The 14,686-nt window shown below is 59.0% G+C and carries 14 protein-coding genes and 4 tRNA genes; 5 read left to right on the top strand and 13 right to left on the bottom strand.

Annotation, left to right across the window (positions count from 1 at the left end):
* From CXF97_RS12465 to CXF97_RS12440, 6 genes are all read right to left on the bottom strand, one after another.
* A partial coding sequence (locus tag CXF97_RS12465) for a DUF6531 domain-containing protein (protein WP_256589803.1) occupies nt 1-1,569 on the bottom strand: 1,569 nt, incomplete at its 3' end.
* Between the two features lie 239 nt (nt 1,570-1,808).
* A complete protein-coding gene (locus CXF97_RS12460) occupies nt 1,809-2,216 on the bottom strand; it encodes a sel1 repeat family protein (protein WP_101158732.1) in 408 nt (135 codons plus the stop codon).
* Nucleotides 2,217-2,588: a hypothetical protein gene (locus CXF97_RS12455; RefSeq protein WP_007898892.1), complete on the bottom strand. Its 372-nt coding sequence runs from the start codon at nt 2,586-2,588 to the stop codon at nt 2,217-2,219.
* Nucleotides 2,585-2,926 (bottom strand): helix-turn-helix domain-containing protein, encoded by a 342-nt coding sequence (locus CXF97_RS12450; protein ID WP_101158731.1) that lies wholly within the window; start codon nt 2,924-2,926, stop codon nt 2,585-2,587. Before CXF97_RS12450 ends, CXF97_RS12455 begins: the two co-directional genes overlap by 4 nt.
* 112 nt (nt 2,927-3,038) lie before the next feature.
* Nucleotides 3,039-3,494, bottom strand: a complete 456-nt coding sequence (locus CXF97_RS12445) for a YkvA family protein (protein WP_016773733.1) — start codon at nt 3,492-3,494, stop codon at nt 3,039-3,041.
* 292 nt (nt 3,495-3,786) lie between these two features.
* Nucleotides 3,787-4,503 carry an FKBP-type peptidyl-prolyl cis-trans isomerase gene (locus CXF97_RS12440; protein ID WP_101158730.1) on the bottom strand — a complete coding sequence of 239 codons (717 nt, stop codon included), beginning with the start codon at nt 4,501-4,503 and terminating at the stop codon, nt 3,787-3,789.
* Nucleotides 4,504-4,772: 269 nt separating this feature from the next.
* Between CXF97_RS12440 and CXF97_RS12435 the strand changes: the two genes are divergently transcribed.
* The gene (locus CXF97_RS12435) at nt 4,773-6,584 is read left to right on the top strand and encodes a di-heme-cytochrome C peroxidase (protein WP_101158729.1); all 1,812 of its coding nucleotides are present in this window, start codon (nt 4,773-4,775) and stop codon (nt 6,582-6,584) included.
* Entirely contained in the window at nt 6,581-7,750 is a 1,170-nt protein-coding gene (locus CXF97_RS12430) for a catalase family protein (RefSeq protein ID WP_101158728.1), read from the top strand. Before CXF97_RS12435 ends, CXF97_RS12430 begins: the two co-directional genes overlap by 4 nt.
* An 89-nt stretch (nt 7,751-7,839) precedes the next feature.
* Here CXF97_RS12430 and CXF97_RS12425 read toward each other — a convergent pair.
* From CXF97_RS12425 to CXF97_RS12410, 4 genes are all read right to left on the bottom strand, one after another.
* Nucleotides 7,840-7,916, bottom strand: a tRNA-Asp gene (locus tag CXF97_RS12425).
* 19 nt (nt 7,917-7,935) lie between these two features.
* Nucleotides 7,936-8,011, bottom strand: a tRNA-Val gene (locus CXF97_RS12420).
* A gap of 190 nt (nt 8,012-8,201) precedes the next feature.
* Nucleotides 8,202-8,278, bottom strand: a tRNA-Asp gene (locus CXF97_RS12415).
* Between the two features lie 19 nt (nt 8,279-8,297).
* Nucleotides 8,298-8,373, bottom strand: a tRNA-Val gene (locus CXF97_RS12410).
* A gap of 159 nt (nt 8,374-8,532) precedes the next feature.
* Between CXF97_RS12410 and rdgC the strand changes: the two genes are divergently transcribed.
* The 3 genes from rdgC to sugE all read left to right on the top strand — a co-directional run bounded on the left by rdgC (nt 8,533) and on the right by sugE (nt 11,003).
* On the top strand, nt 8,533-9,453 hold the full coding sequence (gene rdgC / locus CXF97_RS12405; protein ID WP_024012190.1) for a recombination-associated protein RdgC: 921 nt from the start codon (nt 8,533-8,535) through the stop codon (nt 9,451-9,453).
* 150 nt (nt 9,454-9,603) lie between these two features.
* The gene (locus CXF97_RS12400) at nt 9,604-10,569 is read left to right on the top strand and encodes a bile acid:sodium symporter family protein (RefSeq protein ID WP_101158727.1); all 966 of its coding nucleotides are present in this window, start codon (nt 9,604-9,606) and stop codon (nt 10,567-10,569) included.
* A 119-nt stretch (nt 10,570-10,688) separates the two neighbouring features.
* A complete protein-coding gene (gene sugE / locus CXF97_RS12395) occupies nt 10,689-11,003 on the top strand; it encodes a quaternary ammonium compound efflux SMR transporter SugE (protein ID WP_024012188.1) in 315 nt (104 codons plus the stop codon).
* 114 nt (nt 11,004-11,117) lie between these two features.
* Here the strand turns inward: sugE and CXF97_RS12390 are convergent, their stop codons facing one another.
* The 3 genes from CXF97_RS12390 to CXF97_RS12380 all read right to left on the bottom strand — a co-directional run bounded on the left by CXF97_RS12390 (nt 11,118) and on the right by CXF97_RS12380 (nt 14,655).
* Nucleotides 11,118-12,989, bottom strand: a complete 1,872-nt coding sequence (locus CXF97_RS12390) for an MFS transporter (protein WP_101158726.1) — start codon at nt 12,987-12,989, stop codon at nt 11,118-11,120.
* A gap of 97 nt (nt 12,990-13,086) precedes the next feature.
* Nucleotides 13,087-14,238: a TDT family transporter gene (locus CXF97_RS12385; protein ID WP_101158725.1), complete on the bottom strand. Its 1,152-nt coding sequence runs from the start codon at nt 14,236-14,238 to the stop codon at nt 13,087-13,089.
* Nucleotides 14,239-14,343: 105 nt separating this feature from the next.
* On the bottom strand, nt 14,344-14,655 hold the full coding sequence (locus CXF97_RS12380; RefSeq protein ID WP_101158724.1) for a cupin: 312 nt from the start codon (nt 14,653-14,655) through the stop codon (nt 14,344-14,346).
* Nucleotides 14,656-14,686 lie beyond the last annotated feature (31 nt).

Raw genomic sequence — 14,686 nt, 5'->3', positions numbered from 1 at the left:
GATCGCCGTCAGCCGGCCGGCGCGAAAGTGATAGAACCGCGCATTTTCCCCGGCCAGCGCGAGAATCAGTTCTTCCGGCTCATCGCCGAGAAAAATCGCCGCCCGCGACAGGCTGTTGTGGATCGCCGGACGCGCGACATCGGGCAGGGGAAAGCGCGTGCGGCGGTTCTCGTGGTCGATCCAGATCACGCCATCGCCGTCGAAGGCGAGCCGATGCGCCAACGTATGGCTCCAGCCGAAACCCAGGCCGATGTCGATTTCGACGGCACTGCTGCGATACAAGCGGGTGAACTCGAAGGGCAACACGCCGTCGAGCACCGCATCGGTGAGCGTCAGCAGTTCTTCGCCGGTGACCATCGACACCGGACAGCCGTTTTTGCAAGTTTTGGGTACGCAGTCGGCGGGGTCGCCGTTGGGTTTTTTCGACTGGTCGGGGACGTCGTCGTGGGGCTCATCTTTCTTCAACAAAGCGTTGCGCTTAGCGCTCCAACGCAATTGCATCCGGCCGTTTTTCACCCCGGCGGCGATGCCCCGCGCGGCAACGGCTTTGTAGTGGTCGACGTATTCAATAAATGTGCTGACGATGCCAAACAGCGCCTTGACCAGACGCTTGGCGACGTTAAACAACTGCGCTGCTCGGTCAGCCAGACGCAGCGTCAGATAAGCGATCCCCGCACCCGCTCCGACAAAGGTCAGCACCACGCTGATCAGCACATCGATGATCAATTGCACGATCATCATCGACGCCACTTCAGCGGACTTGCCGGCAATCTCGCTGGGCGCCAGCATGTCCAGCCACAGGCTCGCCGACCGTAACAGCAAGCACATCGCCGCCTCGTCACTGACCAGCAACTGCAGCTTTTCCATGAGATCCGGCGCGATCTGTGCCAGCTCGATCAGGTCAGCTGCGCCGCTGCCCAGACGCTCGGCAAATTTGCCAGGGTCCTGGAGAATTTCCGACAGCAGACCGAGGCTGTCCCATACCCCCTCGATGGCTGCCCAACTGCCGGCGAGCATGCCGTTGCTGGCCGCAGTGGCCACCGACTGTGACCACTGCGGCTTAAAGTCCTGCCATTCGCTACGCAGCCAGCCTTCTAGTTTGCCGGTCAAACCGTCGTAGGATTGGAACAGCTTCTCGACTTGATTGGGGGTGACTGCGCTGTGCACCAGAACGCGGTAGAACTTGCCCTCTTCGCCTCTGAATTCACCCCTGCCCTGATGATCAAGGGTGACCGGGCTGGTCTTGCCGCTATCCACGTCGACCACATCGACGGAAATGTTGCCCAGCGGAATATCGTAGACAGACTCGAATTTGCTCTCGATCTGCATCAGCCCGCCCTGCTGGCACTGCACGACGCTGGAGGAAAATTCTTCGTCGCTGCTGCTGACCGCCGTACTGCGGTCGCCGAAGCGGATGATCCGCTCCATGCCCACCAGCGACGACAGGTCCGCCGCGTCGCTGACCTGGTCGGCTGCGCGACTGATCCAGTGATCGAGCTGTTTGCGGTAGAGATTGAGTGTTTGCGGAAAGCTGTCGAGCTCCTGCTCGATGCGAGCGATGGCTTCCATCAACACACGCGGGCAGACAAGATGAGCTGAAAAACGGGTTGAAACATGAGCGGTCCCTCGCGCAAGAAATGAGTCGCGGGAACTGTGCGGGGGATCAAATAAGAAAGAAGTCAGGCGAGTAGGCAAAGGATGTAGGAATAATCTGCAACCCAACATCCACCGAAAAAAATACAGACAGAAACGCAAACGCGGCGTGAGGAAACCTCACGCCGCGTTTGATTTAAAAGCCATACATGCAATTAATGCGTTGAATCACCAGCCTTCAGCTGTTGCAGCTTCAGCTCGGCCAACGGGTGACCGGCCTTGGCAGCCATGCTCCACCAACGAGCGGCTTCAGCGGTATCCGGCGCTTTGCTCGGCGTACCGGCGAGGCTGATCACGCCGACTTGATAGGCCGCTTTACCATCGCCGGCCAACGCGGCCAGACGCAGTAAACGCACGCCTTCTTCACGTGCGCCCAGCCCAACGCCACGAAAGGCCAGGATGTGTCCATAAAAGCTTTGCGCACCGACATCGCCGAGGTTGGCCATGCGCGCAAACTGGCCTTCGAGCCAGCGCCAACCACGCGGCTGGCGGACGAACCACGACCAATGAAACAACCTGCGGGCCAGCCAGTAGCCGGCCCGCGCCTTGAGGCGCAGAAACACTCAGGCCTCCGCCGATTCCGGGTACTCGTACTCGAAGACGCGCACCACTTCCGACGCATGCCAGGACGCCGCCGCGACGCCATCCGACGGCCCGGAAAAGCGTCCCAGGCGCTCGACACATTCAAAAAAACCGGTACGCGGCAAACGGCTGGCGCCCTGACTGATGACCAGCGAACTGCGCAACGGCTGCTCGGCTCTCGCATCCAGTGCGGCCAGATGCTCAAGCGCAGCCGTCAGCGTCTGCATCGCCGGCGTCGGCAGCTGCAAACGCTCAAGCAAGGCTCGATAGGTCAGAAGATGGCGCTGACGGCGCGCCTGGTCCAGTTCCCCCAGCAATCCATCCCAATGTTGACGGCTGATGCGTACGCTCACGATTCGTCCCTCCAACCTGGCACCGTCAGTTCCCAGGCCAGGCTGCGGCGAATCGCGGCGTCGGGCTGACGCTCACCACTTTCGATCATGGCCAGATAAGACGGGCTGATGCCTACCGTGCGGGCGAGCGCCTCGATGGCGATGCCCTTCCCTTCGCGCAAACTGCGTAATTGATCCAGACCCGGAAGAATCGGCTCCGGTGCGGCGGCGAGCGGCGCTGCAGGCTGCTGCGCCGGTGTTGCGTTGATCCCTGCTGCTTTCAGTAGAGCCTGATATTGAGCCCACGGCAGAACCGCGTATTCGGGTTCGCCATCGCGTGCAATTATCTGAATATCCATGACTACCCCGTAGGACAACAACACTTAGCGAGTCGGCACTTTTCCCTAGAAGTGTAATCCTAACAGCGGCCAAGGTCGCGGGGGGTATCTATCTACAGGCAGTCTTTATCGGTCAAGGCTTTTTCGGGCCCTGCAGTTGCAGCTGCTCGGGGGTATCGGGCAGGCGTTCGACCACCGCCAGCTTCTCCGGTTGCTGGCGCTTGCGCCACAGGCGGAAGGCGTTGAGCTCGTCGTCGAGAGTTTTCATCAGCCAGGCGAGAACCGCGATGTCATCGAGCATGCCGAACATGGGGATGAAGTCAGGAATCGCATCCACAGGGCTGAGGAAATACATCAGCCCGGCCACCACCGAGATCAGCGACTTGGCACTGATCGCCCGGTATTCGCCGCGCCAGTAGGCCAGGCACAGCGACTGCAGCAAGCGCAAATCATCTTTGAGTTTGCCGAGACGATTGCCTTGCGCGGCGCCTTTGCTGGCCACGGCAAACAGCAAAGTAGGCAGCCGTCCACGGGCCAGAAGGCGACCGGCCAAGGGCAGGAATCGAGCGAAATTCCACGGAGCTTTCATCTATTCTTCCCGTTGAAATGTTATCCACACAAATTGTGGATAACCTTGTGAACAGAGCTGCATTTCAGCGCTGAGAGCCCCGTTTCATAAGGGCTGCGCTCAGATCGGGCGTTTTTTACTCACATAAAAAAGCCCAATATTTCATTGACTTGGCGGCTCAGGGCGTCTAGCGCGGGCGGCCTCAAAGCTATGACTGTGTTGAACGGCGTCAGTTCGCTCTGTTTACCCTTGCCAACCTCCAGATGCAACAACGCCCCGCATAAGCGAGGCGTTGTTTTCGAGCCGCTGCGTGTTACTTGGCTGCGGCGTCTTCTTTGGCTGGATCCTTGATGGCCAGCAGCTCCAGGTCAAAAACCAGAACCGAATTGGCCGGGATCGCCGGGCTTGGCGACTGAGCGCCGTACGCCAAATCGCTAGGGATGTACAGTTTGTACTTCTCACCAACGTGCATCAGTTGCAGACCTTCAACCCAACCCGGAATCACGCCGCTGACGGGCAGATCGATCGGGCTGCCGCGCTCCACGGAGCTGTCGAATACGGTGCCGTTAGTCAGCTTGCCGGTGTAGTGAACAGTAACGACGTCGGTCGGCTTGGGCTGGGCGCCATCGGCCTTCTTCACTACTTCGTACTGCAGGCCGGACGCGGTAGTGGTTACCCCAGCCTTCTTGCCGTTTTCTTCGAGGAATTTCTTGCCAGCGGCTGCCGACTCTTCGCTCATCTTGGCCATGCGCTCTTCAGCACGCTTTTGCAGCGAGGCGAAGGCTTCGACCAGCTCTTCATCTTTCAGCTTCTGTTCTTTCTTGCCAACGGCATCTTCGATGCCCTGGGCTACCGCTTTGGAGTCCAGATCATCCATGCCTTCCTGGGCAAGGCTTTTGCCCATGTTCAGGCCGATGCCGTAGGAAGCTTTTTGCGCCGGGGTTTTCAGCTCTACGCTGGTCTGCGAGTCACAACCCGCGAGTACCAGGCTAACCAGGGCTACCGCCGCCGCCAACCGATGCTGTTTCATGCTATTTCCTTGTTCATGCGCCGAATGGGCAATCGAGTAAAGCCGCGAGCTTATCAGGCCGCCACGACCAATGGCTACCGGCATGAGAGCAGGAATCTTCCGATAAGTTCAGGGATTAAAACGCATTTAGGCAACGGCTGGATGAAGCTTCTGTCATCCATGGACGACAAGCATCATTGGCGCTTGCCCCAGCGCCTGGCGTAATGGCCACTTGCCCAGCCAGCGCCGCTCAGGCATAACAGCGCAACAATTCGACAAGGATGTTTAACTTGCGCCTCTTATCCCGCGTTATCAGTCTGGTGATGGTGCTGGCGGTCATCGCCGTTGCGGTGATCGTCTATTACGTCGCCAATCCTAAGTTGCCCTTCTACACGCCGCCCCAACAGGTGCTTTACCTAAATCAGTGGAGCGAGCAGCAACGGCAGACCTACTATTTCACGCCGCAAGGTACGCAAGTCAAAGGCCTGCGTTACGAGTGGTTCCAGGCCTTGGAATTGCCTTTCTCCGAGCAGCGCTTCGCCTCACCTGAGTACCTCGCCCGTTTCGGCTTCCTGGTCGATCCGCTACAGCAAGCCAGCGCGAACAACCCCGGCAATCTCCCGGTAGGTTTTGCCCGCCACCAGAATCCAGGCAACGCCTCCGAGCACTTTCTGGATATCACCTGCGCCGCTTGCCACACCGGCGAGTTGCGTTTTAAAGGTCAGGCCGTGCGCATCGATGGCGGCACCGCGCAACATGTATTGCCGTCCAGCGTTCCGACATTGCGCGGAGGCAGTTTCGGACAGGCCTTGGTCGCCAGTTTGGTATCGACTTATTACAACCCTTGGAAATTCGAGCGCTTCGCCCGCCGAGTTCTCGCCGACGAGTACGACGCGCGCCACGCACAACTGCGCAAAGACTTCAAAACCTCGCTGAACACTTTCGTCAAAGTCGCCTGGAACGACACCCATCGCGGCCTCTATCCGACCGAGGAAGGCCCGGGACGCACCGATGCGTTCGGCCGAATTGCCAACGCCACCTTCGGTGACGCGATTTCCCCTGCCAACTACCGCGTGGCCGATGCCCCGGTAGATTATCCGCAGCTATGGGACATGTGGACGTTCGAATGGGTGCAGTGGAATGGCTCGGCACAGCAGCCGATGGCGCGCAATATCGGCGAAGCGCTGGGCGTCGGTGCCACGCTGAATTTCTTCGACGGCAACGGTCAGCCGCTGCAAGGCGCCGAGCGCTACCCTTCCAGCGTGCGCGTGCGCGATCTGCACGCCATTGAACAAATCTTGCAACAGCTCAAGCCACCAACATGGCCGGAAAATCTGCTCGGTGCGATCGACAAGCCGTTGGCCGCCAAGGGCCGCGCGCTGTTCGTCGAAAACTGCGCCGGCTGCCACGTCCCGCGCCAATCCTGGGAGGGTGAACGCTGGGTGCAGCACTTGCACATGCTGCCCGTGGACGTGATCGGCACCGATCCGAACGCGGCCAACAACATCGCCAGCCACCGTTTCGACCTGAGCGCGCTGCAATGGGATGTCAAAGAGCTGGAGAAGATGGACGTCAAGCTGCATCCCGAATCCGAAGTGCCGCTCGATTTGAGCCAACTGTCGGTGGCCAAGGGCTTGGCTTACGTCACTGCGTTCGTGGAAATCCGTGCCTATCGCCAAGCGCAGATCACGCCAGAAGAAAAACCGCGCATGGACGGGTTCGGCCTGCCGATCGGCGTACGCGAAAAAGTCGCTTACAAGGCTCGACCGCTGGCTGGTGTGTGGGCGACTGCGCCGTTTCTGCACAACGGCTCGGTGCCGAGCATCTATCAGTTGCTGTCACCGCAGGATGAGCGCGCGACGACCTTCTATAAAGGCACGGTCGAATACGACCCCCGGCATCTCGGATATCGCACCGAACCTTTCACTAACGGTTTTCTGTTCGACACGCACATCAGCGGCAACCACAACAGCGGCCACGAATTTCGCGCCGGCGCACGCGGCAACGGAGTGATCGGCCGCCTCCTGCAACCCGAGGAGCGCTGGGCGCTGCTCGAATACCTGAAAGTATTGGGCGGACCACTGGAGGCGCAGTTGCCATGATCATGCCGACATTCAAAAGAGAACTGCCGCCACTCGCGCGCTTCTGGCTCTGGTTGGGGCGCTTGCTTGGCAAGACTCTGCTGATCCTGCTGGTCATCGCCCTGCTCGGCTGGGCCATCACCACCGCGTGGTTTGCCTGGCAGCATCGCGGGCCGGTGTCGGCGCAGGAACAGATTCCAGCAGGCGAAGCGGCGATGACCCAAGACGTCATCCAAACCGCAGTGCGCATCGTCGACCAGCACCGTGAACCCACGCGTTATCTGCGAGATGCCCACGCCAAGGCGCATGGCTGCGTGAAGGCGCAAGTGCAGGTGTTACCGGAACTGGCGCAGTCGCTGCGACAAGGTGTGTTCAGCGAGCCGGGCAAGACCTGGCAAGCGCTGATCCGGTTGTCCAACGGCAATGCTTATCCACAATTCGACAGCATTCGCGACGCGCGCGGGATGGCAATCAAGCTTCTTGACGTGCCGGGAACGCAATTGCTCCGTGACAGCGGTGACCGGCGTGAACAGGACTTCGTGATGTTCAGTCATCCGAACTTCTTTGTAGGTGATGTCGCCGAGTACCGTCAGAATGTGGCGGCGCAGGCTGACGGCAAGAAGGTCATGGCGTTTTTTCCCACCTGGGATCCGCGCACCTGGCAGGTACGCCATCTGTTTATCGCCTTGGCCACCTTGTCACCACCGCCGGACAGCCCGACCGAGACCACGTACTTTTCCGTATCGCCTTACAAATTCGGTGAGGCCAATGCGAAATTCCGCGTTGTGCCGGATACGGGTCGTTGCCCGGCTTACACCTTGCCAAAACAGAATCACGACCTGCCGAATTTCCTGCGTGGTGCACTGAATCAGCAGTTATCGACGGATCGGATGCCAGCATGTTTGGTCTTGCAGATCCAGCGCCAGGATGCGAACAAGTACATGCCGATCGAAGACACCAGCATTGAGTGGAGCGAGCAGGATGCGCCGTTTTTAACCGTGGCGCGGATCACTTTGCCGGCTCAGGACTTCGACACGCCAGCGCTGAATCTGCAATGCGACAACCTGTCGTTCAATCCGTGGTTCGGCATCGAGGCGCATCGGCCAATTGGCGGGATCAATCGCTTGCGCAAAGCGGTGTACGAGGCGGTGAGCGATTATCGGCATGCCCGTAATGCGGCGCAGTAGCGCGGCGATTTTATAAATCGCAGACAGCAAAAAGCCCGCACAAGGCGGGCTTTGCGTGGTGTCTGGTGTTCAGTTCCAGATACCGAATATGGCGCAGCGGACGGGACTCGAACCCGCGACCCCCGGCGTGACAGGCCGGTATTCTAACCGACTGAACTACCGCTGCGCGAAACGCTTGAAACGAATGGTGGGTGATGACGGGATCGAACCGCCGACATTCTGCTTGTAAGGCAGACGCTCTCCCAGCTGAGCTAATCACCCTTCGCTTCGTTACGGGACGCATTATGCCACAAGTTTTCATAAGATGTTGATTTAATTGAATATTTTTCAAAAAAATCTGAAACCGATGAAACCATTACGTCCCGCGGGTACAACTTTGAGGCAGAAAAAAACCCGCTTCAGCGGGTTTTTCCGTGGCGACCTGGCGTTCAGTGGTCCAGGTTACCGAATATGGCGCAGCGGACGGGACTCGAACCCGCGACCCCCGGCGTGACAGGCCGGTATTCTAACCGACTGAACTACCGCTGCGCTAAACACTTGAAACGAATGGTGGGTGATGACGGGATCGAACCGCCGACATTCTGCTTGTAAGGCAGACGCTCTCCCAGCTGAGCTAATCACCCTTCGCTTCGGTGTGGCGCGCATTCTACGGAGCACCCCAACCTCTGGCAAGCACTTTTTTAAATAATTTTCCGAGGCCTTCCAAAGGCTTAGAGAAGGGTTGGCCTATGCCCCGGCGAAGACAATAATGCCCCCCTTTGTATATAGGAGTGACTCACCCCATGTGGTTCAAGAACCTGCTGATCTATCGCCTGACCCAAGACCTGCCTGTCGATGCCGAGGCGCTGGAGACTGCACTGGCCACCAAACTGGCGCGTCCATGTGCAAGCCAGGAGTTGACCACTTACGGTTTCGTCGCACCCTTCGGTAAGGGCGAAGATGCGCCGCTTGTACACGTCAGTGGCGATTTCCTGCTGATCTCTGCGCGCAAAGAAGAACGCATTCTGCCTGGCAGCGTCGTGCGTGACGCGGTCAAGGAAAAGGTCGAAGAGATCGAAGCCGAGCAGATGCGCAAGGTCTATAAGAAGGAACGCGATCAGATCAAGGATGAAATCATCCAGGCCTTCCTGCCGCGCGCGTTCATTCGTCGCTCGTCGACCTTTGCTGCCATCGCGCCGAAACAGGGCCTGATCCTGGTCAACTCGGCCAGCCCGAAGCGCGCCGAGGACTTGCTGTCGACCCTGCGCGAAGTGATCGGCACCCTGCCCGTGCGTCCATTGACTGTGAAAATGGCACCGACCGCCGTGATGACCGAGTGGGTCACCACGCAGAAAGCCGCCGACGATTTCTATGTACTGGACGAGTGCGAACTGCGCGACACCCACGAAGACGGCGGCATCGTCCGTTGCAAGCGTCAGGACCTGACCAGTGAGGAAATCCAGCTGCATCTGAGCACCGGCAAAGTCGTCACGCAGTTGTCGCTGGCCTGGCAGGACAAGTTGTCGTTCATGCTCGACGACAAGATGACCGTCAAGCGCCTGAAGTTCGAGGATCTGCTGCAAGATCAGGCCGAACAGGACGGTGGCGATGAAGCGTTGGGTCAGCTGGATGCCAGTTTCACCCTGATGATGCTGACCTTCGGCGACTTCCTGCCGGCACTGGTGGAAGCGCTGGGTGGGGAAGAGATGCCGCAGGGGATCTGATCCGTTTTCGTGTGAAAGCTTAAAAGATCGCAGCCTTCGGCAGCTCCTGCATGAGACGAGTTCTCCTGTAGGCGCTGCCGAAGGCTGCGATCTTTTTGTTGGCGACGTATGCTTAGCTTCCTAACGCTTTCACATAACAAGGATCAAGCCATGCGCGCACTGGCTGCACTCAGCCGCTTTGTCGGCAATACCTTCGCTTACTGGGTTCTGATATTTGCCGTCGTGGCTTTCCTGCAACCGGCATGGTTCGTCGGCCTGAAAAGCGCGATCGTGCCGCTGCTGGGCCTGGTGATGTTCGGCATGGGGCTTACCCTCAAGCTCGACGACTTCGCTGCCGTCGCTCGCCATCCCTGGCGAGTGGCGCTGGGGGTGGTTGCGCATTTCGTGATCATGCCCGGTGTGGCGTGGTTGCTCTGCCAGGTATTCCATCTGCCGCCGGAGATCGCCGTCGGCGTGATTCTGGTCGGCTGTTGCCCAAGTGGCACTTCATCGAACGTAATGACCTGGTTGGCGCGCGGTGATCTGGCGCTTTCCGTGGCGATTGCCGCAGTTACTACCCTCCTCGCTCCGCTGCTGACCCCGGCGCTCATCTGGCTGCTGGCCTCGGCGTGGTTGCCGGTATCGTTCTTGGAGCTGTTCTGGTCGATCCTGCAGGTGGTATTGCTGCCGATCGTTCTGGGCGTGGTCGCGCAGCGCCTGCTCGGCGACAAGGTGCGGCATGCGGTAGATGTATTGCCGTTGGTGTCAGTGGTCAGCATCGTGATCATCGTCACCGCCGTCGTGGCCGCGAGTCAGGCGAAAATCGCCGAGTCCGGCCTGCTGATCATGGCCGTGGTCATGCTGCACAACAGCTTCGGCTATCTGCTTGGCTACTTTACCGGGCGCCTGTTCGGCCTGCCGCTGGCTCAGCGCAAGTCGCTGGCACTGGAAGTCGGCATGCAGAATTCGGGACTGGGCGCCGCACTCGCCAGTGCACATTTCTCGCCGCTGGCGGCGGTGCCGAGCGCACTGTTCAGCGTCTGGCACAACATTTCCGGGGCGCTGCTGTCGACGTACTTCCGCCGCATGAGCGAAAAGGAAGACCGCGACAACCTCGCGCAACGGGCAGCAGACTGAGCTGGAAACTTGATCCCCGGGTTAATGCTCGTCAGTATATTGCGCAACGCGGGGACGACCCTGCGGCTCGATCGAGTCATTAATCTGGGGACGACCCCGTCAATCGATGGAGGTTATGCATGTCCTGGATCATTCTGTTTTGCGCCGGCCTGTTCGAAGTCGGCTGGGCCGTCGGCCTGAAATACACAGACGGCTTCACCCGCCCGCTCCCCACCGCCCTGACCGTTGCCGCCATGGCCATCAGCCTGGGTTTGCTGGGCCTGGCGATGAAGGAGTTGCCATTGGGCACGGCGTATGCGATCTGGACCGGTGTCGGTGCGGTCGGAACGGTGATCGCCGGGATCATTCTGTTTGGCGAGTCGATGGCATTGATTCGGCTGGTCAGTGTGGCGTTGATCGTTACCGGGTTGATCGGGCTCAAGGTCAGCGCTTAAGCCACTACCGTCTTCGCGAGCAGGCCCGCTCCCACATTCATCCGCGCTCCGTCACTGGAATACGGTCAACTGTGGGCGCGGGCCTGCTCGCGAAGAGGCCCTTGAAATCGCCGCTTATCTAACGCACCCGCGCAATTCCCCCACCAACCCCTGCAACTTCGCCGGCTCCGTCCCTTCGGTCACAGCCGGCCCGGCCACCAGCGTTACCCGCGACCACAAGCGGTGGAACAAGCCCTTGTTCGGATCGCGACTGAAGAAACTCCCCCACAGCCCCTGCAACGCCAGCGGAATCACCGGCACCGGCGTCTCCTCCAGAATCCGTGTCACGCCGCCGCGAAACTCATTGATCTCGCCATCGGCGGTCAATTTGCCTTCCGGGAAGATGCACACCAATTCGCCGTCCTTCAGATATTGGGCAATGCGCGTGAAGGCTTTTTCGTAGATCTGGATATCTTCCTGGCGTCCGGCGATAGGAATCGCGCCGGCCGTGCGGAAGATAAAGTTCAGCACCGGCAGGTTGTAGATCTTGTAGTACATGACAAAGCGAATCGGCCTACGCACCGCGCCGCCGATCAGCAAGGCATCAACGAACGACACGTGGTTGCAAACCAGCAGCGCAGCGCCCTCTTCCGGAATTGCTTCGAGGTTGCGATGCTCGACGCGGTACATGGAATGGCTGAGCAGCCAGATCATGAAGCGCATGCTGAATTCCGGAACGATTTTGAAGATGTAGGCATTGACGCCAATGTTCAGCAGCGAAACCACCAGGAATAATTGCGGGATCGACAGTTTGGCGACGCTCAACAAAACGATCGAAACGATCGCCGACACCACCATAAACAGCGCGTTGAGTATGTTATTGGCGGCAATCACCCGCGCCCGTTCGTTTTCAGCCGTGCGCGACTGGATCAGCGCGTACAGCGGCACAATATAAAAGCCGCCGAAAATGCCCAGGCCAAGAATGTCGATCAATACCGCCCAGGTGTGAACGAAGCCCAACACGGCGGTCCAGCTATGGCCGGTGACGCTGTCCGGGATCCCCCCGGAATGCCACCACAGCAACAGGCCAAACACGGTCAGGCCGAACGAGCCGAACGGCACCAGACCGATCTCGACTTTGCGCCCCGAGAGCTTCTCGCAGAGCATCGAACCCAAGGCGATGCCTACCGAGAACACCGTCAGAATCAGCGTGACCACGGTTTCGTCGCCGTGCATCCATTCCTTGGCGTAAGCCGGAATCTGCGTCAGATAAATCGCCCCGACGAACCAGAACCATGAGTTGCCGACAATCGAGCGCGACACCGCAGGCGTCTGGCCCAGACCGAGTTTCAGCGTCGCCCACGATTGGCTGAATATATTCCAGTTCAGGCGCATTTGCGGCGACGAGGCCGCCGCGCGCGGAATGCTGCGGCTGGCCAGATAACCCAGCACGGCAATACCGACAATTGCTGCGGAGACTACCGGCGCGTAGTGCTCGGACGACATCATGACCCCGGCGCCGATGGTCCCGGCGAGAATCGCCAGAAACGTGCCCATTTCCACCAGTCCGTTACCGCCGACCAGTTCGTCATCGCGCAAAGCCTGCGGCAGGATTGAGTACTTCACCGGACCGAACAGCGCCGAATGGGTGCCCATGGCGAACAGCGCCACCAGCATCAGCGACAAATGATCGAAGAGAAATCCAACGGCTCCTACGGCCATGATGGCAATTTCTGCGAGTTTGATCAGACGGATCAGCGCGTCCTTGGCGAATTTTTCCCCGAACTGCCCGGCCAGCGCCGAGAACAGAAAGAACGGCAGGATAAACAGCAATGCGCAGAGGTTGACCCAGATCGAACGGTCGCCTTCGATGGTCAGCCGATAGAGAATCGCGAGGATCAACGACTGCTTGAACACGTTGTCATTAAACGCGCCGAGCGACTGGGTAATAAAGAAGGGCAAAAAGCGCCGGGTGCGCAACAGGTTGAACTGTGAGGGGTGACTCATCTTCCGTGTTTCCTGATGTTGAGTAGTGAGGCCTGGGGTGCTTGTTATTGGAGTTGCGCACCACGATCCAGGCCACACCTTACCTAAACTTTGCGGTTTATTTCTTCAAACCTGCGATACACGGCGAGACAAACAGCTCGCCCCGCCACGCACCTTGCACGGTGCGCTTGCCGACGATCATCCACATCGCCGCCAACAGAAACACCAGCGCCGTACCGAATACACTGAAAAACGTCAGGTTGAGAATGCTCGCCAGTTTCAACGTCGCCAGCGAATACACGCCCAGCGGAAAGGTGAAGCCCCACCAGCCGAGGTTGAACGGAATGCCGTCACGCAGATAACGCAGGGTGATCAGCAGCGCCATCAACATCCACCACAAACCAAAACCCCACAGCGTAATCCCTGCCACCAGTCCCAGACCCGATGCGATTTCGCCGACGCCGGGCAGGCCATTCGCGGCAAAAATCGCTGGTGCCTCACCGCCCAAAAGCAACATGCCCAACGCGCCGGTGCCGATCGGACCCAGCGCCAGCCAGCTCGACGCCGCCATGTTTTCGTGGGGCAGCTTGTGCAACGCCATGCGCAACAACAGGATGGTCAGAATGCTGAACGCTACCGGCAGGGAAAAGGCCCAGAGCACGTAGCTGGTGGTCAGCACGATGAGTTGCGCATGGGCGTCATTCAGGTGAGGGGCGAGCAAACCGCCGCTGGCCGCTGCCACTTCCGCCGCGACTACCGGCAGCAACCAGACTGCGGTCATCTGATCGATGCTGTGTTCCTGGCGGGTAAACATCATGTACGGAATCAGCACGCCACAGGCCAGCGACATCGCCACATCGATCCACCACAACACTTCTACGAGCTCAATGACACCGTCGCCCCAGCGCGGCAGCCCAAACAGCAGAAAGCCGTTGATGATCGTCGCCAGGCCCATGGGAATGGTGCCAAAGAACATCGACACGGTGGAATGGCCGAAAATCCGCCGCGCCTCATCGAAAAACATGATCCAGCGCGCGGCGTAGGCAGCCGTAAACAGCGTGAACAAAAGAATGTTGAACAGCCACAGCCCTTCGGCCACGGCGTGGAGTCCGGGAATGGCCAGCGGCAATTGCGCCAGCGCCAATGCCAGCACACCGGTGCCCATGGTTGCGGCAAACCAGTTCGGCGTGAACTGACGAATCACTTCACGCGGATGCTGAAGATGGCTGAAAGGTTTGTAGCCGGGGGTAACGCTATTGGGGCAGATCATCATAAACTCCTGTCCTCTGGAGAGGTTGAGTCCATGGTAGATCCGAATCGAATATCGATATAACGGGTAATATCTCTAACTGTTATCTGTTTTGTAGATAAGCACCTACACGCTGCCGACCGACTCGATCACTAAAATCCGCGCGACGCCTTGTGGATGGGCGACATGCTCGGTGCCGACCGACGCGTAAAAAATGTCCCCGACGTTCAGCAGCGCTTGTTTCACCTCGCCCTCCTCACGGAAATGCATCTGCACTTGGCCATCGAGCACCACGAACACTTCCTCGCCGTCGTTGACGTGCCAATTGTACGGTTGATCCGTCCAGTGCAAGCGCGTGGTGATGCCGTTCATGTTGGCAATGTTTAGTGCCCCCCAGGCACGCTCGGCGGTGAACGATCTGCTGCGGATAATCTTCATGAGTCGATCCGTGAAAGAAGTCGGCCAAGGC

It is taken from the genome of Pseudomonas sp. Choline-02u-1, assembly GCF_002836515.1.
Classification (GTDB): Bacteria; Pseudomonadota; Gammaproteobacteria; order Pseudomonadales; family Pseudomonadaceae; genus Aquipseudomonas.
Note: the sequence above shows the minus strand (reverse complement) of the source record. Positions and strands in the feature narration are given on the sequence as shown.

Bases quoted from the DNA above. Each gene is read 5' to 3' on its own strand.
- CXF97_RS12445 (WP_016773733.1), bottom strand. From the start codon at position 3,494: ATGAAAGCTCCGTGGAATTTCGCTCGATTCCTGCCCTTGGCCGGTCGC.
- CXF97_RS12430 (WP_101158728.1), top strand. From the start codon at position 6,581: ATGATCATGCCGACATTCAAAAGAGAACTGCCGCCACTCGCGCGCTTC.
- CXF97_RS12385 (WP_101158725.1), bottom strand. From the start codon at position 14,238: ATGATCTGCCCCAATAGCGTTACCCCCGGCTACAAACCTTTCAGCCAT.
- CXF97_RS12390 (WP_101158726.1), bottom strand. From the start codon at position 12,989: ATGAGTCACCCCTCACAGTTCAACCTGTTGCGCACCCGGCGCTTTTTG.
- sugE (WP_024012188.1), top strand. From the start codon at position 10,689: ATGTCCTGGATCATTCTGTTTTGCGCCGGCCTGTTCGAAGTCGGCTGG.
- rdgC (WP_024012190.1), top strand. From the start codon at position 8,533: ATGTGGTTCAAGAACCTGCTGATCTATCGCCTGACCCAAGACCTGCCT.
- CXF97_RS12400 (WP_101158727.1), top strand. From the start codon at position 9,604: ATGCGCGCACTGGCTGCACTCAGCCGCTTTGTCGGCAATACCTTCGCT.
- CXF97_RS12440 (WP_101158730.1), bottom strand. From the start codon at position 4,503: ATGAAACAGCATCGGTTGGCGGCGGCGGTAGCCCTGGTTAGCCTGGTA.
- CXF97_RS12380 (WP_101158724.1), bottom strand. From the start codon at position 14,655: ATGAAGATTATCCGCAGCAGATCGTTCACCGCCGAGCGTGCCTGGGGG.
- CXF97_RS12450 (WP_101158731.1), bottom strand. From the start codon at position 2,926: ATGGATATTCAGATAATTGCACGCGATGGCGAACCCGAATACGCGGTT.